The following is a 21,627-nucleotide window of genomic DNA, read 5'->3' as shown; positions in this document are numbered from 1 at the left end:
ACACAGGCGAAGTCCGCCTTCGCGGACTAATATAAAATGAAAGTTAACCCGCGAAGGCGGGTTTTGTTTGTGTAGCCGCGATTTCTAATCGCCCTTAACACCGGCAGGTAAATTTAATTCCCATGCAGAAATAATGGATTTTTGTTGATGATGAATAGCTTGATTCCTAATATAATGAGCAACATTATCAATTGCATCATGACTAACCGTAAAAGCACCATAGCTACCTTGCCATTTGAAAAAATCTGCTGGTTTGATTTCGTGATTTATGAAATGAGAAGAACTGCCTTTTATTTGTTTAATCACTTCCGATACGCTGATAGTTGTTGGAAAACCTGTTAGTAGATGAATATGGTCTTCAATACCACCAACAGCAATTACAGTACATTTTAATTGTTCACATTCTTTAATAATTACTGCATAAACTAACTTCTGAATATCTGGTGTGATAAGAGGTAATCTATCCCAAGTTGCCCAAACATAATGTAGATATAATTGCGTAAAATTTGCTCTCATTTTTTTTGAAACCCGCGAAGGCGGGTTTTGTCTGTGTAGCCGCGATTTCTAATCGCCCGGTATCTTTTTAACTTAAGTAGTCAGAATGTGCCTAGTTAAAATACTCATAACTTCACCAGGGTTAGAACTAGGTAATAAAGGACTCCACTCGTTAACTTGGGCGAAACCAAGTTTGTATAAAGTCAGAATTGTGTTGTTAACGCCTTTTTTAGAACCATAAATTACTACTTTTACAGACTCTCTCTCTGGCGTTGTTTCTGTAAAATCATTGGTGGAAACAAGCGGCGGGGTGGTTTGACAAGTGTCTGCAAAAAAGCTTGTAGTCATCGAAATTTACCTGTTTGTTGATAAGCTGTGATGTTACTTATTGGCAACACCACTATCTTACACCTTTAGTTACCGATGGGTAACATTTACTCTGTCAGAAGCCTTTGACACAATCAAAGGCATGGGAAAAGCAGGAAAAGCACTCAAACAGGTGTTGGAAACATACAGCATCAGCCAAAACAAGTTAGCAGTGACAATGGGAACAGGACGGCCAAATGTTCACCGTTGGGTGAATGAAATTAGAGATCCTGTTGCTGATACGCTGTTGGAAATTCGTAATGCACTCAAGAAAATTAATCCGGCCGCAGCAGAAGACTTTATCAGGCTGTACCTGAGAGATGCTAACGATGATAATGAGCAAGCTTAAGGCTTTGTCTGTTTATTTTTAAATTTCATATTTGCCCAAGTCTTGGCATTGTCAGCAGATTTTGTAGTATTTGTTGTGTCAATTTGTGTATCGGGTCTAATTGTTTGTTCCTCTGGTGCGACAAAATCTGCTAAAGTTAACTGTTTGACTTTTTCAATATCGCCTTGTTCAACTGCTGTTTTCAAATCTCGTTTTAGGTGAGCATTTTTGACTGCTTCATCTTTAGAACGAGAACTGGTAGTAAAGCATTTTTCTAAACTTTCGTAAATTCCTATACGACGCGACATTTTCCGAAATTGGCGTTCTGTGTCTAAGAGTTTCGCCATCAGTTCTAAGTGCATTTCATCATCTGCACATACTTCTTCTAACACAGCCCATTCATCGCTACCTAATAAACTAAGGTCTGCACCTGGACGCGGGTCTTTAAATTCTTCTCCTGTAATTTCTTGATAAATGCGAGGTAAGCTGTCGTCAAACTCGTGTTTTTCTTCTAACCAAATACGGCGAATTTCACTCAATTCTTCCAGAGAAATAAGGGTTATATCGCGCATATTTTCTGGTGCAGTTTGACGGATTTTTGTTTGTGCTTCTAAGAGTCGTCTTAATAAATGTTCGCGCCAAGATTTAACGTAAGGGCCTGGTATTGGTTCAATAGAAATTTCTCCATCCAAGTTACGCTCAAACAGTTGGACTTCTCCCCAAATGCGGCGGAAGTCTCTTTTCTCACGGTCGTTATCAATATCTAATTCCTCTAAACGAATATCAATTAAAGGTTGTAACCATTCTTTTTCCTCATCATTTTGAATCATCGCTTGCATAGACCTATCACTATTAACTAGTGTGCAGACCCAGCATCCAAAGCGAGAGCTACCACAACTAGGGGTGGAAGTATCAACAACTAAAGGACATTCGTTATCAGCTGTTGCACCTCGATACATCGCAAATAAATCTTTGTTGCTGTATCCCCAAGGATTATCCCATTGCATTAAATACAACCAAACTTCATCAGTTCGCCAATCTTCTATAGGAGTATATAGCAATGAGTTAACAAGGCTGGGATGAGGACTAAGGCGTTCGCGTACTCTACCAATTTCACGTTTTGACATGATAGCAGCACGATTTACACTTTCAGTTTTGCGAGTTCCTAATAAAACAATTGTTTCGCCGCTAGCTCTAATAACATTACGAATAAAAAGGTTAGACGGGTCAATTTTCAATCGTCCAGTACACCAACGGAATTTATGACGCGGCGCTGGGTAGCCTTTCCCAATTAAACCCACCCAGTATGTTTGTTTAATCTCTGGTTGTAATAAATGCGGTTCTACTGGCATCTTTTGGTCTTGAGCTGCTATTTTCATTTGCTCTAATGAGTTACGTACCCAAGCAGCTACATAAGGATTTTCTACACCTGTATCAGTTGTAATGACATGAATTGGCTTAGTTCGCTTTTCCGGCGGTAGCGCCAATATCGCATTCCAAACAAGCTGTAAAGTCGCCGTGCTGTCCTTGCCGCCCGAATAACCAACAACCCAAGGTATCGCATCTAAACAATACAATTCTTGAATTTCAGTGGTAAGAACTTGGATATACTCCACCAACTCTGCTACAGTACGTGTCTGCTGACCTTTATTTTCTGGTTGTTGTGCTTCAGTCATTGCTTCTTACCTCTGGACATTTGGGCGTTACCGCTTTTTTTTACCCCAGTCTATGGAATGCGTGGGTTACCAAAAAGTTTTTAAAAACTGATTTATTAGTATCTAACTTTTTGGACAATATAGCTACCTTACAAGACCAAGTTTTTAAAAATTAATATGAGAGACACTGCATCTGACCTAACTGCTGATATTGCTAGAGAGTACCTAGAGAGAGAAAACAAGGAAAAAGAGGTACTAGCTTTACTTCTAGAGAAATTTTTAGAAAAAAAAGACCAAATTCTGGTTCAAAAAACTGAGATGGGCGGAAGTGAAGCTTATGTTGGTTCCGTGACCCTAGAATGGTTTGCAGGCCGAGTGCATTTCGCTTCTGGTTTACCTTTGCTGCAAAAAAAGTACAATCCAGAGACTGATAACATCGAAATTGATGCGGATAGTATCGACGAAATTCAACAACGTCCCATTGACTGGTCGCGTCAAGCACCCTTAGTTCAGTATTTGGCTGCTAGAAAAAATCATAAGTTTCCAGCAGTGTTAGTAGTAATTAATCAACCTTGGGTGGATAACCCTAAAGCATCTGAGTGGGACAGTGAGGAACGCGCCACAAAGTCTACTACCGATTTTACGCCTCTAGATAAAGATGGTAAGGTCGGCTTACTCAATGTTTCTGAAGAAAACGTAACCATTTATGCCCTAGATGGTCAACACCGACTTATGGGAGTTCAGGGTTTAATAGAGTTAATTAAAACTGGCAAACTCCAGCGATATAAAAAGGATAAAACTGCTGATGATAGTTTTATCACAGTGGCAGATTTGATAGAGCAATATCAAGTAGATCCTGCTTATTTACAAAGCTTACCTAAAGAGAAAATTGGTATAGAGTTCATTTGTGCAGTTAACGCTGGGGAGACTCGCAACCAAGCTAGAAGAAGGGTGAGGTCGATTTTTGTTCATGTTAACCTGATGGCTGCACCTTTAACTAAAGGTCAGTTAGCACAGTTAAATGAAGATGATGGCTTTTCTATTGTGGCTAGAAAAATTGCAGTGACTCATCCACTTTTAGAACAACGTCCAAATCGTAACCCGCGTGTTAATTGGAATAGTGGAACTGTAGCAGCTAATTCTACAGTTTTGACGACGCTGCAAGCACTACAAGATATGTCTGAGCGATATTTAGGTCAAAAATTCCCACACTGGAAACCATTGGAAAAAGGTTTAATTCCTATGCGTCCAGAAGACGAAGAAATTGAGGAGGGAATTGAGGAATTTAAAAAGCTTTTTGATAATTTGGCTAATTTGCCTAGTTATAAAATTTTAGAACATGAAGATACTCCTATTTTGCGAAGGTTCAGTTTTGAAAAGGGTGGTGGTGAAGCAAATATACTTTTCCGTCCTGTAGCGCAAGTTGCTTTAGCACAAGCTTTAGGATTTTTAGTATTTAAAAAAGGTCTTTCTATAACCAGCATTTTTAAGAAGTTGCGAAAGTTTGACCAGCAAGGCGGTTTTACTGGTATGGAATATCCTCAATCTCTTTGGTATGGGGTTTTATATGACCCTAATAAAAAGCGAGTGCAAGTTTCTGGAAAAGAATTAGCAACAAAGTTATTAATTTACATCCTTGGTGGAATTGAAGATTCAATGGAACGTGCTGAACTGCGTAAGGCTTTGGCTAATGCTAGGACTGTGGAAAATAAAGCAATTGGTTTTGATGGTGAATTTGTGGAACTAAAAGAAGTGGGACTTCCACCCGTGTTGTAATTAACCTTGAAATATATTTTGACGATGCCATTGCAACGCTTCTAGTTCTGGAAAGTATTGCTCTTTATTTGGTAGCAGTAGCCTTTCACCATGAAAATCTTTCATGGGCTTAGTGTAGGGAGATATTTCTTCTAATTCCTGACTAACAATGATTTGATACTGCTCATCAGCAGTAAACCAACCACGGTCAAAAGCCCAATGGTGATTCTTGCAAAGAGCAATACCATTATTGATTCTGCTGTCATAAAATTGTGCAAATGGTTTGATGTGTGCGCCATCTACAATATTTTTATTTACGCCTTTAGTTACTTTAATACCGCAAAAGGCACATTTAGAATCATATATACGAACAATAGTTGTTCGGAAAAAAGCATTTCTAATTACTGCCTTTCTAATACCCCATCTTGGATTACTATCTAAGTTGGTTGAGGCAGCTAATTTTTGTATAGCTAAGTCATCTTCTTAAAAAGATTGGTTTATTTGCAAAATCTCGTCAAATACATCTTGCTGTTCTTGAAAAAAAGTTGTTACTAATGAATCAATTAATTCTTGTCTTGAAGATTCATCTTGCAAAAAATTAAATAGTTCATTATCAAAATAAGCATATTCAACAGCCTCTTTCAGCTTGTTAGTAGTTTTTGGCTGTAGTCCCTTAAACTCAGGCTTAAATACTAAGTGCCAAAACCCATCACTTTGTAGATGAAAGAATGGATAGTGTAAACCACCTTTATAGGATTTAGAACCTAAAATACTCCAGTATCTCTCAAATGTTTGAATTAATTCTTCTGAAACTGGAATTCGGTTATCATTAATAACTCCTCGTGTAATCAAATCAATAACATTTAAAACCAATATTGGTTTATAGTGAGCATTACCACGCTTACTGCTACTACTTACATTTAATTGAGAAAAAGATTTATAGTAATAATCTAATGTTTTCATAATTCCTTAAAAAATTGTTAAAAATTAACTTAAAAATCTGCTAAGGTCAAATTCTTCATCTATCGATTCTTTATTATCTTTTTCTGCAATTAAGAATAAAAGAATACGCTCTAAATAATCTACGGCTCCGCGTAATTCAGTTTGTAAAATTTCTAGCCCTCCATTGGCGTATTCTTCAAAAATTTGGGTGCGTTTATCTTCATATTCTTCTTGTTGTGAAGAAATAATTTCTATATCTTGTGTTTCATTAATTCCCAATAATTTAATTATTAGTTCATGCCCCAAAGAGACAAAGTTTTCTTGTGGAATAGGAGAAGGTTCTCTTTTGGTAGTCTCGCCTAAAGGTCTACGCTTTTTATATTTAACGCCTAAAGCAGCAGCAAAGACCATTACTTCTACATAAGTTTGAAAAGGCCCTGTTGTGTCTTTTGATGCGACTAAGGATTTAACTAACTCGGCTTTATCTTTAGCAACCTTGATTCTATTAGCAGCCATTGATTTTAATATCTACTGTGTAGCCATATTAACAGAAAGAGATAATACTGCCTATATTTACGCACTTTTTTATACTAAAATAGCAGCGATCGCCACACAAACAAATTATTCAAAACTTAGATTGGAAACTGCACATCCTCATAAACTAAAGATATGGGAAAGCGAAAATCAACACTGGTTAAATGAACTTCATTCCCTTCTTCATAGGGATGTAACTCCCAAATTCCTCTATCATTTAGCCGGAAGCAATCTAAACTAATCTTTTCAGCATCAATCAGGACATATTCTTGTAAAGTTTCGATGCGGCGATACTGCATAAATTTTTTGCCTCTGTCGTAAGCTTCTGTACTAGGGGAGAGAACTTCGACAATTAAACAAGGATACTGAATAAATTTAATCGCTTGTTTGTCTCTTGGATGACAACTCACTACAACATCCGGGTAGTGAAACGGCCCGTTCTCGGTTACTGCTACTTTTGCATCTGCTATATTGACACGACACGCACCCCCCCGAAGGTGGCTTTTTAATGCTGAAGCTAAGTTGAAAGCTATATCATTATGAGGAATTGTACCCCCAGTCATGGCGAATACTTCACCATTTATGTATTCGTATTTGATATCTTGTCTTTCTTCCCATTCCAAGTATTCTTCGGGAGACATATACTTTTGGTTTGAATTAGCAATCATAACCGCATCCTTTACTAAAAGTTGCTTTTTTCAACTTTAACTTTTTTTGGATGGTAACCTCACGCAGAGGCGCAGAGAGAAAAATTGCGTTTTGGTGCGACATTATTTCTCTGTGTTCTTTGCGCCTCTGTGGTTCGTTTCTCTTAATTAGCCGCGTTCTACTTCAATAATCTCGGTATACTCAAATTCATTAGGGCTTTGACGCACTAAAGGATATCTTTCACCACCCAATTCAATATAATCTTGCTCGCAATCTGGCTTGGAAGAATAATAAGTCAGCACATATTCTCTACCAATTCTCTCTGCTATTTCTTCTTCAACTTCACCCCGCCATTGAGTCTTTGTCACTAACACTATTAATTGATTCGCTAATTTAGGAATTGTCTGAGCAATGTGTCGCCGCGAAATTTCATCTAAACTTCCAAATGGCGAATCCATGACAATTGGGAAAGTACTGCTATCAGGAAGCATCATCATTTTTCGCTTCTCGCTCCACTCCCGCACTCTATCGATGATACTGGCAATAAAGGACAAACTCAGAATTTGATTTTCCCCAGTGGAAGCTGCAACTGGCGCTTCGATACCTGCTGTATTTTCTACCAGCGTCAATTCATATTTATCGCTGATTTTTGGAATATATGGTGCAACAGAAATCTCCATGAATATTTCTTGAACTCGCTTTTCAAGTTGCAAACGAAATTGTTTTTCTTGACGATTTTTGACTTCTGTTAACCGTTCAATTGCATCTTGAGTAGCGTTAATACGTCGCTGTGCTAAAACTTGCTTGGCTTCATTCAATTTCTGCTTAGCTATTTGTTTACTCAAAGCATCAATTTCTGTTTCTAAGTGGGCAATTCGCTGTTGATTTGCACCTTGTTCTCGATTTAATTCATCAATTTTAGTTTCAATCTCGTCTAGGCGCTTTTGTAAACTGCTAATTTCTTCGTTAGCATCTTTTCGCAATCTTTCTTGAATACTATCTAATTCACTTTCAAGTTGTGATATCGTCTGCCTTAACTGTTCAATTCTCACTTGTTCTCGATCTACCTCTTCCCAAAACACTATTGCTTGCTTATCAATTTCATCTACTTGGGCACTCATCCGAATTGCAGTTTCTTCTACTGTGGATGAACCTGCTCGTTCTAGCCAAATTTGCACATTATTATGATGATGACTTCCTGCATTTAAGTCTGCACCACAAATGCAACGTTTAGATTTCAGTAATTCATTGATAAATTCCCGTGAAATTCCTGATGTTAACTCACCGCGCTGCTTAAAATCATCAACGAGTTTCCGAAATTGGCTCGTAGTATCTGACAGCAACACTGTATAACCACGTGCCGAAATCACTTTTTTCAGTGCTTCTCTCGTTTTTCTCAGTTCTTCGCGGTTTGCTTCTTTCTGTGATTCTAAATTCTGCCGTCTTTCTTGCAGTTCTTTAGCAGCACTGAGTTCTCGTAAACGGTTGCTTGTCTCTTTTTTGAAGGTTTGTTGATATTCTAACTCTTGTTGAATTTCGCTTTGTCGTTTGGTGATACTATCAATTTCACGTTCTATCTTTTCTTGCTGCCGTAAAAGTTGTTTAGTTTCTGCATCACCTATAGCTGTTAACTCAGTTTCTAAACTTTTTTTAGCTCCTTTTAAATGTGTAATTGAACGTTCGATGATTTCTACACCTAAAAAAATCTTTGTGGCTTCCGCGATTTCGGCTTTTTTATCAGAACGGACTATCTCTTCAATTCGTTCGCCGTCAAAGAAAAAATATTGATGTAAACTAGCGGGTAAAATCTGATTAATAATATCTTCTGGTGGCTGTGTTGGTAAATTCCATTTGCCATCGTCGCCACTTACCCACATGGTTAATTGAGTTTTACCTGCTTCCAGTTCGGTGGAGTTTTTGTAAACCCTACAGGAACGTTTAACTCGGTAGCGAGTTACATCATGTTCCCAACCAACTTCTACCCAACATTCTACAGCTTGTCCTCGTTCGGTTTGGGCGATCGCTCTTTTATTTACTAACTGTTCTGTTGATGCAAATGCCGCACTAAATTTCTCATATAACACCCACGTAAATGCATTCAAGAGACTTGTTTTACCAGCACCGTTATTACCATGAATAATCGTCGTGTTGTGAATATCTCCTCCGGCGAGATTCATCTCTGGCGTTGTACCATAAAACGAGCGAAAATTGCACAGCTTAATTGAAGTCAGCTTCATTGCACTGCTTCCTTGATAATATCTAAAATATCATCGTTAATATGCCCTTTGCTTTTCCTATCTAGCCTACTTTTTTCCAGCTTCCACACTCGCTCAATAATTTGCCGTACTTCCGGTGGAGCGCTGGTAATTGGCTCTTGTACATCATCGATATTCGCCTCTTGTGGCATCTTGGATTCTAAAATAATTTTTCTATATTTTAACCTTCACTAGTACTACATTTGTCACCGTAAAGCTACGGTTAGCGTTATCTTTAGATTTGGAGAAACTATGATATTTAAATCTGAGATTTTTTAGAAAAAATGGTTTATTATTTAATGCTTTTCTGATAAGATTAGTTTTAATTAAACCATATTATAATGGGATGTAAGCTGCTTTAAAAATTTTGCTTACATCCCATTATAATATGATTCATAATTTTATTATTTCATAGTTAATGCCTGCTTCTACCAAACTCAAAAATTTTTTACAAAAAAATACAAATACAATCTGATTCATTAGACATCTAGTAGAGACGTAGCATTGCTACGTCTCTACATTCATTTTCGCCAGATATATCAAATATCTAATAAACCATATCGTTTTTGTAAATCGAGTAATTTCATTCTGGCTTCACCAGCGTTATCAGCCAAATCAGCAAATTCGACAAAGCGACGTAACTCTTTTTTTAACAGATTGCGCTCAACTTCTATAGTTTCTCTATCTAAATCTGGCGGCAAAACAATCATGTCGAATATAGTTGCACGTTCTTTACTTGGATGAGGGCGTAAAACTCGCCCCCGTCGCTGGATAAACTGACGAGGATTACCAGAACTTGATAAAATCACCGCAGTTTTAATTGCTGGAATATCCACACCTTCATCCAAACAACGAATTGCCACTAAACCTTGCAATTCACCACTTTCAAATTGATGACGTAATATTTCCCTTTCTTCCAAAGAAGTTTGAGCCGTATAGGTGCTTACCTTATAACCTAGTTCTACTCCAAGAATTTTAGCAACAGCTTTGAGTTGGCGTAGTGATGAACGTTGTCCTGTTTCCGGCGAACCATCACTACAATAAAAAAGAGTGTGAGTAGTTTCGCGGCGAGTTGTCATTAAGTCGCGCAAAGCATTTAATTTATTTTCGGCTGCACCAATTAACCTTGCCCTTTGCATCAATAAAGGCTTCAAATCTTCATTGTCTTCAAAATCTCCTGCTTGTCCATTTTCTCGTTCTCGAAATAAAAGCGATCGCCCAATTTTTTTAGTTAACTTTAAATAAGCAATACTTTCTGCTTCTGTTAACTCAACTAACACAGGATAATACAGATAATGTACCAAAGCACCTTGAGCGATCGCATCCCTCAAAGTAAACTCTGGCTGGAGAACTGGGCCAAAATAATCAAATAAAGATTGGGTACCCAAATCATCAAAATACCTTTCGGGCGTGGCAGATAAAGCGAGTCTCAACCCAACACGGCGCGGCAAACTTTCTTCTAACTTGGGTGCGCCTAAATTATGCGCTTCATCACCAATAATTAAAGTTTTGGCGGGAAAATATTTGAGTTGAGATTGAAACCCTTCTCCAATTAAAGTGGAGTTCGTAGTAATAACCGTGACAAACCGTTGAGAACCAGAACGCAGATTATAAATTTGCCCTGAAAGTTGACTTTGCCAAGTGCGTAAATTCTCAAAGGCTAAAATCGGTTGCAAATTAAATTTTTCACATTCTCGCGCCCATTGGGTAACAAGATGGCGGTAGGGACACACCACCAACAAAACTTGTAAATTAATCTGCTGATATAATTCACAAGCGATCGCTAATGCCGTAATAGTTTTACCACTACCAGTAGCCATTTTGAGCGTCCCTCTACCATTATTAGCAAACCAGCTGGCGATCGCTTCTTGCTGATATTGCCGCAATTGCAAAGATGCAGGCTTTCGTGGACATCCTGGTAATGGTTGCGATGTTTGATAACTGCCCTTACTTTCCCTTGCAAATGGTGATTTTAAGCGAAAAGTAGGCAGTTCCCGCACTGGATTTGCCGTCAAGTACATATGTTAAGCACAAACTAAGAGTTAGGAGTTAGGAGTTGAGAGTTGGGAGTTAGGAGTTAGGAGTTACTAATTTAAAACTCATCACTCATCACTCATAACTCATCACTTTCTTATTCCTCAGTTGTAACCCCGCCAAACACCAATTAAAGAACCTTGCACCTGCACTTGCATAGCGCTGACTTCAATGGGATTGTACTTAGAATTGGCAGGTTTGAGAGTAACGCGATCGCCTTGACGATAAAAACGTTTTAATGTTGTACCGAATCCATCAACTCTGGCAGCAACGATGGTACCATTTTTCAACTGATTTGGTTCTGGTACTGGACGCAAGAATACCACATCGCCATCGGCAATTAAATCTTCAATCATACTATCGCCAGCTACCCGCAAAGCGTAGGTTTGGGGAGGTAACGATAAATTAGAAAAGTCTAAATGATCTACAGCATCAGTAAATGGTTCTATTAAACCACCAGCAGCGATCGTCCCTAAAATTGGTACACCTTGTTTAACAGAACGCAAAATTCTAATCGTTCTTGCTTGCCCTTCAGTCCATTCTATATATCCTTTAGTACGTAAATGTTCTAAACGACTTTGAATTGGCGCTGGCGATTTCAAATTCATCGCTTGCATCATTTGGCGAATTGAAGGTGAGTGTTGATGCGTTCGGATATATTCTGCCAACCATTCGTAAAGTTCTTGTTGAGCTTCCGTTAGACGTTCCATAAATTTTCGGGAAGTAATTATAAATGTCTCTAGAACATTAGTACTACAAAAAACTCCCCATAAGCAATAGAAATGTAAAAATATTAAAGGCAAAAGTCAGAATATTTTTTCTTTTCTTTCACCTATTTATTCTTGATTTTTTACTGATAACTCGTCAAGAGTCAGCCGCACGTCGCTATTCTGACTCTTAACTCCTAACTCCTCACTCCTAACTCCTAACTTTCTTCATTCTGCTCCCAAGATACTAGCAAGCAAAGCCTTTTGGGCGTGGAGGCGATTTTCTGCCTGTTCCCAAACTTGTGATTGAGAACCTTCAATAACTGCGTCGGTAATTTCTTCACCACGATGTGCTGGTAAGCAGTGTAAAACAATTGCCTCTGGATCGGCAAGGCTCAATAACTGCTCGGAAATTTGGTAAGGTTGGAAAATTGGCAGGCGGTTGTCTGCTTCTGCTTCTTGTCCCATACTTGCCCAAACATCAGTATAAAGTACGGCAGATCCTTTGGCGGCTAATTCTGGGTCATGAGTGAGCAGAACTTCAGTTTTGTTATTAGCGATCGCTCTTGCTTGCTCTACAATTTTAGAATCTGGCTCAAATCCTTTGGGAGTGGCAATTCTGACATTCATTCCCACCAAAGCACAGCCCAACATTAAAGAATTAGCCACATTATTTCCATCACCCACGTAGGTTAAAGTTAACCCAGAAAGGTTGCCAAAAGCTTCTTGAATTGTCAATAAATCAGCTAATACTTGGCAGGGATGTTCTGCATCAGTTAGGGCATTAATCACTGGAATCTTGGCATAGTTAGCAAAAGTTTCCAACTCCTGCTGTGCAAAGGTGCGAATTGCCAAAATATCCAAATATCTATCTAAAACTCGCGCCGTATCTTGCACGGGTTCCCCGCGACTAACTTGAGTAACATTGGGGTTAAGATCGATTACCTGTCCGCCAAGTTGATACATCGCCACAGTAAAACTTACCCGCGTGCGAGTTGAAGCTTTAGAGAACAACAACCCTAACACTTTATTGCACTGCAATTTCAACTGTTTGGTTTTAAGTTGAGTTGCCAATTGCAGAAGTTCTTGGAGTTCCGTTGGACTGATGTCCGCCAGACTTAATAAATCTCGTCCGTTCAACGCTGCCATGCTTGTGATGTGTAAAGAACAATTATATAATTCTGTTTCTTTACCCAGCCGTGTCAAAAAAGTACAATTTTGCAAATGTACCAGATATTTTGGCGTCCAGCCCAGGATTTGAGTTAGCTTTTGCTATGAATATTAATTTACCAACATTATTCGCGATCGCAATAACTGATTTTTCGGATCGTTGCATTTGTAAGGCGCATTCAAGCATCTCTACTTGAAAAAGTAGCGAAATTGACAAAATATGAGATTTTCTAAACTAATTTGTTATCAAAGCAGCCATCATGGAAAAATCCCCTAACCAAACATCAAAAAAGTTTTCTCTTCGACTCCCTATTTTCCAGAGAAATATTTTTTAGCGATCGCCCTAGACAAATACATTTAGTATGGTAAAATTAGAAATTGTGGTTGCTAATTGAGAGCAAAACCCACAAAAAAGTTGCCAGCATAGCACAGTGGTAGTGCATCCGACTTGTAATCGGAAGGTCGTCGGTTCAAATCCGACTGCTGGCTTTGACGGATAATATCTATTTTCAGGAATTTTTTACTGTAAGTTCACAAATTAGATGTCGCTCTTTCACTAATTGATGTCGCAGTTCATACAAGATAACCGTTCATAAATTAATCTCGCAATATTACAGACTTAATTGGCTGTCTGCGGTAACTGTTTAACATCAGACTGTGCCAAATAGAACACTATAAATGCGATCGCTGCTTATAAACTAGAAAGCATGGGTTTAGTGCAACTCAATGGCAATCAAGCTTGTGTTATGTGTGAATTATATCGTCTTTATTTTAGTCAACAGCTTGCAAAGCACTCAGTATTTTAATACTTCTGGTAAAATCTTGGGAGATAAATATTTTAAATATTTATTCTTCTTAGATAACTTATTTGATTAAGAAAGAGAACATATTTAAAATCAAATGAACAATTATCGATACCAAGTTGGTGGTACCCTCACCAGTGATTCTCCTAGCTATGTTGAGCGCAAGGCAGATGTAGAACTCTACCATGCTTTAAAACAAGGTGACTTTTGCTATATTCTCAGCTGTAGGCAAATGGGGAAATCCTCATTAATGGTCAAAACAAAACATCGCTTACAACAAGAGGGTTATCGATGTGCCACAGTTGATATGACCAATATTGGTTGTGACAATATCACTCCCGAACAGTGGTACAAAGGAGTAGCAGGCGATTTATGGTTAGGTTTTCAGCTGTTAGGAAAAGTTAATTTAAAAACTTGGTGGCAAGAAAAAAAAGATATTTCTTTGGTTCAAAAACTCAGCCATTTTATTTCGGAAGTACTGTTAGCTCAGTTTCCTAACGAAAGATTGTTTATTTTTATTGATGAAATTGATAGTATTCTGAACTTAGATTTTGCAGTTGATGACTTTTTTAGCTTGATTAGATTTTGCTACAACCAACGAGCAATTAATCCAGAATATAATCGGATTACCTTCGCAATTTTCGGCGTTGCTACACCTTCAGACTTAATTTTACATCGAAATCATACTACCCCATTTAATATTGGCAAAGCTATAGAAGTAAATGGTTTTACATTTGAAGAAGCTCAACCATTAGCTTTAGGGCTGAAGATTCAAGGCAATCATGCCCAAAAAGTCTTACAAGAAATTTTGTCTTGGACACAAGGGCAACCATTTTTGACGCAAAAGCTGTGTCGGCTGCTTGTGAATTTATCTCAAGACGACCTGGGTAGAAAGCTCAAAATTCCTCCAGGGACAGAAGAATTTTGGATAGAAAATGTAGTGCGATCGCATATTATTGAAAAATGGGAATCCCAAGATGAACCAGAGCATCTAAGGACAATTCGCGATCGCATTCTGAGAAACGAACAATTTGCTGCCAGATTGCTGGGAATCTATCAGCAAATCCTCCAAGGAATTAAAGTACCCGTTGACGATAGCCGAGAACAAGTAGAACTGTTGCTATCCGGTTTGGTGATAAAAAAGCAAGGTTTTCTCCAAATCAAAAACCGCATTTATGAAGAAGTTTTCAATCTAGAATGGGTTGGAAAAAAATTAGCTAACTTACGCCCTTACTACGAAAATTTCAATGCATGGGTAGCCTCAAAGCAACAAGATGAATCTCGCCTTTTGCGCGGTCAAGCCTTAATTGACGCCCAAACTTGGGCAAATGGCAAAAGCTTAAGCAACTTAGATTATCGATTTTTAGCTGCTAGTGAAGAATTAGACCGACAAGAAATGCAGCAAGCATTGGAGGCTGAACGTGCCAAAGAAGTCGAAGCGCGACTTGCAGAAGAACAAAAAAGGCTTGTTCAACAAAGAAGATCTTCCCGAATCGTAGCACTTTTGCTTCTGGGTATGACCATCAAGTTGGCGATTTCTATCCTGTGGGGAATGTCGCTTTTACAAAAGATTGATGCTCTGCAATCACGGCTAAGATGTAACCAGATAGAGCATCGAGGCTCAGTCAAAACAATTTGTAATTAGCCATTGAAGAAGAATTCAGAATTCAGAAGTCAGAATCAATGAGTGACGCCTTCATTCTGTTTCGATAAAAATTAAGCCTGCCAATTACGGCAAGCCTACATTTATTAATTTGCTAAATCTAGAAAATACAACAAATTTCAATAAGTTTGAAATACAGAATCTATATCTCAAAACTAGGGAGAGAAACTATGCCAGTTCTGACTCCTGAATTCTGACTTCTGTTGTATTTTCAGTATTAACCACCAGCGACAGCGGGGACAATACTGACTTCATCACCATCATTGAGGCGTGTATCTGCACCTTTTAAAAACCGAATATCTTCGTCATTGAGGTAAAAATTCACAAACCGTCGTAGCTTTCCTTCTTCATCACATAATCGTGATTTGAAGCCAGGAAAACTTTGTTCTAATGAATCCACAAGTTCAGCAATGGTATTACCACTGGATTCTACCGTAGCTTGGTTATTTGTAAATTGTTGAAGAGCTGTAGGAACTAAGACTGTTACGGCCATAGAAGTAGAAAGTTAAGAGTGAAAAGTGAGGAGCGAGGAGTGAGGAGTTAGGAATAAAAAAACTCATAACTCATAACTCCTAACTCATAATTAAACGAGGACTTGTTGCCATTCTAAGCGGTCTAGAGTATGCGATCGCTCTAGGGCACGTTCAAAACTATCGAGTTTGGCATCAATAGTCAAGGGTTCGCCAACGTAGCCTTGTATTGCTTCTTGGGTTTTCAAACCATTGCCAGTGATGTAAACCACGGTAGTTTCATCTGGGTCGATTTTGCCAGCTTCCACCAATTTTTTCAGCACAGCTACGGTTGTACCACCAGCTGTTTCTGTGAAGATGCCTTCGGTTTCTGCCAGCAGCTTGATGCCGTCAATAATTTCTGCATCATTGACTGATTCAATGTTACCACCAGTCTTCTGAGCTATATCCACAGCATAAATGCCGTCTGCTGGGTTACCAATGGCGATGGATTTAGCAATTGTATTCGGTTTGACTGGTTTAATGAAGTCGCGCCCTTCTTTAAATGCTTGGGCGATGGGCGAACAACCTTCAGCTTGAGCGCCGCTGAAACGGACGTTCTTACCTTCTACCAAACCAACTTCTACAAATTCTTGGAAACCTTTATAAATTTTGGTAAACAGAGAACCAGAAGCCAAAGGAGCAACAATATGGTCGGGTAATTGCCAACCGAGTTGTTCTGCAACTTCAAAGCCTAGCGTTTTGGAACCTTCGGAGTAGTAAGGACGCAAATTAATATTGACAAATCCCCAACCATGTGTATTAGCAACTTCCGAACACAGACGATTGACTTGATCGTAGTTGCCTCTTACAGCCATGAGGGTGGGACTGTAAATCAGACTACCGAGAATTTTACCAGCTTCCAAATCTGCGGGGATGAACACGCAGCAGTCTAAACCGGCGTGAGCGGCGATCGCAGCTGTAGAATTTGCCAAGTTACCAGTGCTGGCGCAGGAAACAGTGGAAAAGCCCAACTCTCGCGCCCTGGTGAGGGCAACTGACACCACCCGATCCTTAAAGCTAAGGGTGGGCATATTCACGGCATCATTTTTAATATAAAGTTTGTTTAGACCCAGGCGGCGGGCAAGACGGTGGGAACGAACCAAGGGAGTCATACCCGTTCCCACATCTATAACGTTATCAGTTGCGACAGGTAAAAACGGACGGTAGCGCCAAATTGAATTAGGCCCAGCTTGAATTGTTTCACGAGTGACGGTCTGACGTAGAGCGGTGTAATCATACTTGACTTCCAAAGGCCCAAAGCACAACTCACAAACATTGCTGGCTTTGGGTTCATATTCCGCCCCACATTCCTTACATTTCAAGGCTTTAAAAAATGTGGCATTACTGACTTGGGATTGGGTTGTGATTGCCTGAGTCATAAACTAGCTTTCCCTGTCTGTCCATCAACTGTCGCCTGATAGTAACACGAGTAAAAATACCAGTCAAACATACCCGACAATTTTTGTCGGGTATTGTTAGTAGCGATAGTAATAATTTTTGTAAAATTTTAAAGCCAATGAATTTTTGTATTTAGTATTTACACTTAGTTCTTTCTAGTTACAAATTTAGACTTGACTTTGAGCTATTCAGTCTTAATACTGTTGGTAGTTATGATTAAATTGCATTTTTTATATGATTAATATGCATTTATCTGAACGATCGCCACTTTTTAGCGATCTAAATTGCTTACTAAATTTATTCAAATGACTTTCTAGGCTAGAGTAAATATATAACCGCAAAAAGCCAAAAGTATCTTCAGGTATAGGCTTTAGTATTTTTTATCTTGGGTTGAAGATTGAACTTGCTATTGATATTACAAAAATAAAGTGGAATTTTAATCTTTGATACACTCATTCACTGCTAGAGAAGTTACTTATTTCTACGGTGGACTTTTTTTGCAGCAAAAGTTACATTTCTACTTGCATAAACAATTCAGCAGTACGCAACAGTAAGTTCCCCATATTTGTGATTACTAGCCTTGATTTTCAAAGGCGATCGCAAATTCATCTCGGTGAATTATTTGAAAGTATTGCTTCAACATACTTGGTGAGGAGTGTCAATAACTGACAGGATTCAAGAAGCTTGAAATACAAACTAGGTTTAAAAACCAGGTGTTAAGGGTGTTTTATTCCTGAATTCTGATTTGGAGAATTCAGCAATTTTGCTGTAACTCCTCAAGTCTGCATTCTTAAAACATGAAAGTTTTAGGCAAATATTATCGGTAATTCTTTAAAAAATTGCCGAACTTTATCCTTTTGAAAACTCAGGACACAAGTTCAGCAAACAAACAAAACCTATGGTAAAACAAAATAAATTTGTAAACAAGCAGCATTACTGCTATCAATCCTTAGTAGCAACAGCATTATTAACTGGTAGCTTTTTCCAATTTGTTGCACCTGTATTAGCTGATGGAACTACAGCGGGTACATCCATCAGTAACACAGCCACAGCAACCTACGAAGATCCCAACAGTCCAGGGACAACAATCAACGCCACTTCCAACACTGTGGTTGTCACCGTAGCGGAGGTTGCTGGTATCACCGTCAGCGCATCTGGTGTCACAGATGCCACTTCTAGCCCTACCAATACCACAGTCCAGGTTGGTGACTTACTCATTTACACCTACACCTTGACCAACGTAGGTAATGACCCAACCAAATTCCACATTCCTAACCAAGCTACAACAACTGGGCCAGGTACAGTTTCTGGAACATTACCAAATGGTGGTACAGTTAATAGCTTGCAATATAGTACCGACGGTGGTCAAACTTGGATAAACATCCCCCAAGGTGGCGTAGATACACCCTCAGTTCCGGTTGGTGGTACTGTGTTGGTGCGTGTACCAATTACCGTCCAGAATGGCGCTCAAACCAATGACATAATTACTGTTACCCTTGGTAACACTCCTGGTGATGCTCAAAACCAACTCCGGAGTCCTGATGGTGGTGACGTGTTCACCGTAGATAACGCCAATGGTGGTGCTGTTGGTGAGGTAGATGGCACACCAGTTAACGGTACACGGGAAGCTAGCGCCACCGAGCAAATTAAGGTTGGTTTAACGGTGAAAACCTACACTTTAGCCACCGTTCTCAAGATTCGCAGTGGCTATAACAATGCTGGCACCACTGCAATTACAGATGACAAGCTGACTTATGATTTGAGTTTGCGAGTTGAGTCCAACGATCCCACCGGACAGGGAATCACACCAGCACCGTTGACGGGCACAAGCATCAATGTTAACGGTGTTGCTAGCACCCGGATCTTGGTTTCTGATGCGATTCCTGCGGGTACAGATTTGGCAGCAGCACCAACTCCACCGCCTGGTTGGCAAACTGTTTATACCACTGACGCAGTTACTACAATTAATGCTAATACAGCGAGTTGGACTACGACAGCACCACCCTTGGCCTCAGTCACTCGCGTTGGTTTTATCAATAATCCAGCAATCATTACTTCCATCGCTCCTGGTACGACGGTGAATGGCTTCTCGATTCAGCTAGCCATTGAATCAACTGCAACTTCACCCTTGACCGTCGCTAACATTGCCCAATTGTTTGGTCAAACACCCAGCACTAATCTCCCAGTATACGACGAATCCGGCGACCAAAATCCTAGCAACTACAATGGGCCACCAGGGAATATGACACCTCCTGGGGGTACAGATACCAATGGCGATGGTGTTCCCGATACTTTATTGGCTGGCAACGTTGATGATGGCTATATTGGTACTCCAACATCTCCGGAAACTGGAACTGACACGGGCAACAACAACACTGGTGATGGTACACCAGGAGGTGAGGCCAACGTCTTCACGCTGCAAGCACCTGTAGCCTCAGCGATACTCAACGGGCCGCAAAATGCGCCGGATGCGACTGGACCATCGGGTGGAACTGACGACGACTTCACCAACAAATCTTCTCTGGTTCCTGCTGGTACAGCACCTGGTAGTTTACTCGATCCTCAGTCAGTTGGCTTCACCAACACAGTTAAAAACAGTGGTACTGACCCAGGCGTTTTGAAGCTAGAGCCAACACCACCAACAGTTCCAGGAGATTTACCTAATGGTACGAAAGTGACTATTACCTATAATAGTCAATCTGCTATTTATACCTACAATAATGGAGCGTTTACAGGACCTGTTACACCAATAACCATTCCCAACTTTGCTCCTAATGCAACTCTCAACTATGGTGTAGAAGTTGATTTACCTCCAGGTACGCAATTATCGACTGATATAAATAGAGGCTTCCCAGTACGCATCACTGCTTCTATTGACAACTATACGACGGATAGTAACGGTGATGGAATCAAGGATACTGGTAACAATAATATCTTTGATTCATCGAACATCACTATCGATCGCGTCTACACTGGTTACCTGAAACTGCTGAAAGTATCACGAGTTCTACAAGGAAGCGGGCCTGTAGTTCAGGGAAATGATGGTACCTTCAGTACTGACCCGAAAAAGCCTGCACCAGGAAATATTATTGAGTACCAAATTCAGTACACTAACATTTCCGAGCCTCAATCTGGAAATGGTAACGTGATTTTGAATGCTGACAAAGTTGTGATTATTGAAGATGGTACCCAAAGCCCCAACAACTGGGCAGTAGACAACGATGTCAGTGGTCAAATTGATACTAGTAACATTGTTGGCTCAGCGAAAGATTCTGGGAGTGCAACCATTCAATTCTTCAGTGGTAATCCAGCTACTAGCTCTGGCATCGATCAAACTGGAACTACGGTAAATACGGATGTAACTAAGTATGTGGATACCGTAACTGGCACGATCGCACCAGGTGTTCAAAGAACATTTACTTTTCAACGCAAGGTTAACTAATTCGTTGGGAGTGGGGACGTTTGCGTTATAGCCGCAAGCAGTTGGCTTCACTCCCACAAACCTCAAGTAAGAGGAAAGTGACTATTTATTAGCAAAAGCAGGGAAATATAAGTCAACAATCAACGATTCTAGAACTTATTTATGATTAAAGGTGCTTCTATTGCAGGTTTCAGTGCGTTCGCGCTAATAGCTACAGCTCCATTTCCAGGAGTTGCAAATATTTGGCATTCAGGAAGTGCCTACGCTCAAAATATCAAAACTCAAGCGCAAATTCAATTGCGCTTAGAAGCTGAAAAGCTAGTGGTAGTTCAAGATCCGCAGGGTAAGCAAAGCCAGAAATGGGAACCTTTGAAAGGTCAAGCTGTGGTGCGACCAGGCGATGTATTGAGGTATACCTTAAGTGGCGAAAATCAGAGCGATCGCCCAGTGAAGAATTTAACTCTGAATCAACCCATTCCTAGAGGGATGGTCTACGTACTTAAATCTGCAAATGTAACTAATAATGGAAAAATCACTTATAGCATTGATGGTGGGCGTAGCTTCGTCGAAAATCCCACCGTTAAAGTTACTGTTCCTAACGGCAAAGTGGAAACTAAACCAGCGCCAGCCATTGCTTACACCCACATCCGTTTACAGATTCCGTCAGTTGCAGCAAAGACGACAGTCAAGGCGACTTATCAAACCCAAGTGCGTTGATTGAAAGAAGAATGGAGAATTCAGAACTCAGAATTCAGAATTCAGAATCAACTGCACTGGGAATTTAGATCTACTAATCATTCAAAACCACTAAATTTTCAATTTTATGCAGTTTAAAACTGCTATCGCTGCCCTATCTAACACTCGAATTCATTCTCAATTCTAACTCCTGAATTCTGACTTCTGACTTCTGAGTTCTGTTTTGATAATTTTTTTATTAACAA

General features: G+C 39.6%; 19 protein-coding genes, 1 tRNA gene and 2 pseudogenes. 7 read left to right on the top strand and 15 right to left on the bottom strand.

Going from position 1 to position 21,627, the window contains the following annotated elements; translation table 11 throughout:
• Positions 1-84 precede the first annotated feature (84 nt).
• Both tnpA and H6H03_RS07520 read right to left on the bottom strand, forming a co-directional pair.
• The gene (tnpA, locus tag H6H03_RS07525) at positions 85-516 is read right to left on the bottom strand and encodes an IS200/IS605 family transposase (protein WP_190954517.1); all 432 of its coding nucleotides are present in this window, start codon (positions 514-516) and stop codon (positions 85-87) included.
• 72 nt (positions 517-588) lie between these two features.
• Positions 589-843: a hypothetical protein gene (locus H6H03_RS07520; protein WP_190954516.1), complete on the bottom strand. Its 255-nt coding sequence runs from the start codon at positions 841-843 to the stop codon at positions 589-591.
• A 40-nt stretch (positions 844-883) separates the two neighbouring features.
• Between H6H03_RS07520 and H6H03_RS07515 the strand changes: the two genes are divergently transcribed.
• Positions 884-1,210, top strand: coding sequence for a helix-turn-helix domain-containing protein (locus H6H03_RS07515; protein WP_242057777.1), 327 nt, complete (start codon positions 884-886; stop codon positions 1,208-1,210).
• Here H6H03_RS07515 and dndC read toward each other — a convergent pair.
• Positions 1,207-2,865 carry a DNA phosphorothioation system sulfurtransferase DndC gene (dndC, locus tag H6H03_RS07510; protein ID WP_190954515.1) on the bottom strand — a complete coding sequence of 553 codons (1,659 nt, stop codon included), beginning with the start codon at positions 2,863-2,865 and terminating at the stop codon, positions 1,207-1,209. The genes H6H03_RS07515 and dndC overlap by 4 nt on opposite strands.
• A 156-nt stretch (positions 2,866-3,021) precedes the next feature.
• On the opposite strand from dndC, the gene H6H03_RS07505 reads away from it, so the two are divergent.
• A complete protein-coding gene (locus H6H03_RS07505; protein WP_190954514.1) occupies positions 3,022-4,620 on the top strand; it encodes a DGQHR domain-containing protein in 1,599 nt (532 codons plus the stop codon).
• Between the two features lie 183 nt (positions 4,621-4,803).
• On the opposite strand, the pseudogene H6H03_RS41720 reads toward H6H03_RS07505, so the two are convergent.
• The 10 genes and pseudogenes from H6H03_RS41720 to H6H03_RS07460 all read right to left on the bottom strand — a co-directional run.
• Positions 4,804-4,965: pseudogene (locus H6H03_RS41720) on the bottom strand (HNH endonuclease); the annotation flags it as partial.
• A 117-nt stretch (positions 4,966-5,082) separates the two neighbouring features.
• A complete protein-coding gene (locus tag H6H03_RS41715) occupies positions 5,083-5,562 on the bottom strand; it encodes a hypothetical protein (RefSeq protein ID WP_313931805.1) in 480 nt (159 codons plus the stop codon).
• A gap of 24 nt (positions 5,563-5,586) precedes the next feature.
• Positions 5,587-6,057: a DNA phosphorothioation-associated protein 4 gene (locus tag H6H03_RS07495; RefSeq protein ID WP_190954513.1), complete on the bottom strand. Its 471-nt coding sequence runs from the start codon at positions 6,055-6,057 to the stop codon at positions 5,587-5,589.
• 116 nt (positions 6,058-6,173) lie between these two features.
• Positions 6,174-6,743 (bottom strand): Uma2 family endonuclease, encoded by a 570-nt coding sequence (locus H6H03_RS07490; protein ID WP_190954512.1) that lies wholly within the window; start codon positions 6,741-6,743, stop codon positions 6,174-6,176.
• A 147-nt stretch (positions 6,744-6,890) separates the two neighbouring features.
• Entirely contained in the window at positions 6,891-8,960 is a 2,070-nt protein-coding gene (locus tag H6H03_RS07485; RefSeq protein ID WP_190954511.1) for an AAA family ATPase, read from the bottom strand.
• Positions 8,957-9,130, bottom strand: a complete 174-nt coding sequence (locus tag H6H03_RS07480; protein ID WP_180267563.1) for a hypothetical protein — start codon at positions 9,128-9,130, stop codon at positions 8,957-8,959. Before H6H03_RS07480 ends, H6H03_RS07485 begins: the two co-directional genes overlap by 4 nt.
• Positions 9,131-9,517: 387 nt before the next feature.
• Positions 9,518-10,999 carry a DNA phosphorothioation system restriction enzyme gene (locus tag H6H03_RS07475; RefSeq protein WP_190954510.1) on the bottom strand — a complete coding sequence of 494 codons (1,482 nt, stop codon included), beginning with the start codon at positions 10,997-10,999 and terminating at the stop codon, positions 9,518-9,520.
• A 117-nt stretch (positions 11,000-11,116) separates the two neighbouring features.
• A complete protein-coding gene (gene lexA / locus H6H03_RS07470; protein WP_190954509.1) occupies positions 11,117-11,722 on the bottom strand; it encodes a transcriptional repressor LexA in 606 nt (201 codons plus the stop codon).
• Between the two features lie 225 nt (positions 11,723-11,947).
• The gene (gene argF, locus H6H03_RS07465) at positions 11,948-12,868 is read right to left on the bottom strand and encodes an ornithine carbamoyltransferase (protein ID WP_190954508.1); all 921 of its coding nucleotides are present in this window, start codon (positions 12,866-12,868) and stop codon (positions 11,948-11,950) included.
• A gap of 40 nt (positions 12,869-12,908) precedes the next feature.
• Complete coding sequence (locus tag H6H03_RS07460) at positions 12,909-13,055, bottom strand: hypothetical protein (protein WP_190954507.1); 147 nt, start codon at positions 13,053-13,055, stop codon at positions 12,909-12,911.
• A 251-nt stretch (positions 13,056-13,306) separates the two neighbouring features.
• Here H6H03_RS07460 and H6H03_RS07455 point away from each other — a divergent pair.
• The 3 genes and pseudogenes from H6H03_RS07455 to H6H03_RS07445 all read left to right on the top strand — a co-directional run bounded on the left by H6H03_RS07455 (position 13,307) and on the right by H6H03_RS07445 (position 15,337).
• Positions 13,307-13,378, top strand: a tRNA-Thr gene (locus H6H03_RS07455).
• A 185-nt stretch (positions 13,379-13,563) separates the two neighbouring features.
• Positions 13,564-13,695, top strand: a pseudogene (locus H6H03_RS07450) (AAA-like domain-containing protein); the annotation flags it as partial.
• A 94-nt stretch (positions 13,696-13,789) separates the two neighbouring features.
• Positions 13,790-15,337, top strand: a complete 1,548-nt coding sequence (locus H6H03_RS07445; RefSeq protein WP_190954506.1) for an AAA-like domain-containing protein — start codon at positions 13,790-13,792, stop codon at positions 15,335-15,337.
• 235 nt (positions 15,338-15,572) lie between these two features.
• On the opposite strand, the gene H6H03_RS07440 is transcribed toward H6H03_RS07445, so the two are convergent.
• Both H6H03_RS07440 and thrC read right to left on the bottom strand, forming a co-directional pair.
• A complete protein-coding gene (locus H6H03_RS07440; RefSeq protein ID WP_190954505.1) occupies positions 15,573-15,848 on the bottom strand; it encodes a MoaD/ThiS family protein in 276 nt (91 codons plus the stop codon).
• Positions 15,849-15,938: 90 nt separating this feature from the next.
• A complete protein-coding gene (gene thrC, locus H6H03_RS07435) occupies positions 15,939-17,246 on the bottom strand; it encodes a threonine synthase (RefSeq protein WP_190954504.1) in 1,308 nt (435 codons plus the stop codon).
• Between the two features lie 917 nt (positions 17,247-18,163).
• Here thrC and H6H03_RS07430 point away from each other — a divergent pair.
• Positions 18,164-20,707, top strand: coding sequence for a beta strand repeat-containing protein (locus H6H03_RS07430; RefSeq protein ID WP_190954503.1), 2,544 nt, complete (start codon positions 18,164-18,166; stop codon positions 20,705-20,707).
• 144 nt (positions 20,708-20,851) lie between these two features.
• Complete coding sequence (locus H6H03_RS07425) at positions 20,852-21,403, top strand: hypothetical protein (protein WP_313931808.1); 552 nt, start codon at positions 20,852-20,854, stop codon at positions 21,401-21,403.
• Positions 21,404-21,627 lie beyond the last annotated feature (224 nt).

Origin of the sequence: Nostoc paludosum FACHB-159 (genome assembly GCF_014698835.1) — a bacterium.
Taxonomy (GTDB): Bacteria; Cyanobacteriota; Cyanobacteriia; order Cyanobacteriales; family Nostocaceae; genus Nostoc; species Nostoc paludosum.
The sequence above is the reverse complement of the archived record's forward strand: the minus strand, read 5'-3'. Positions and strand labels throughout refer to the sequence as shown.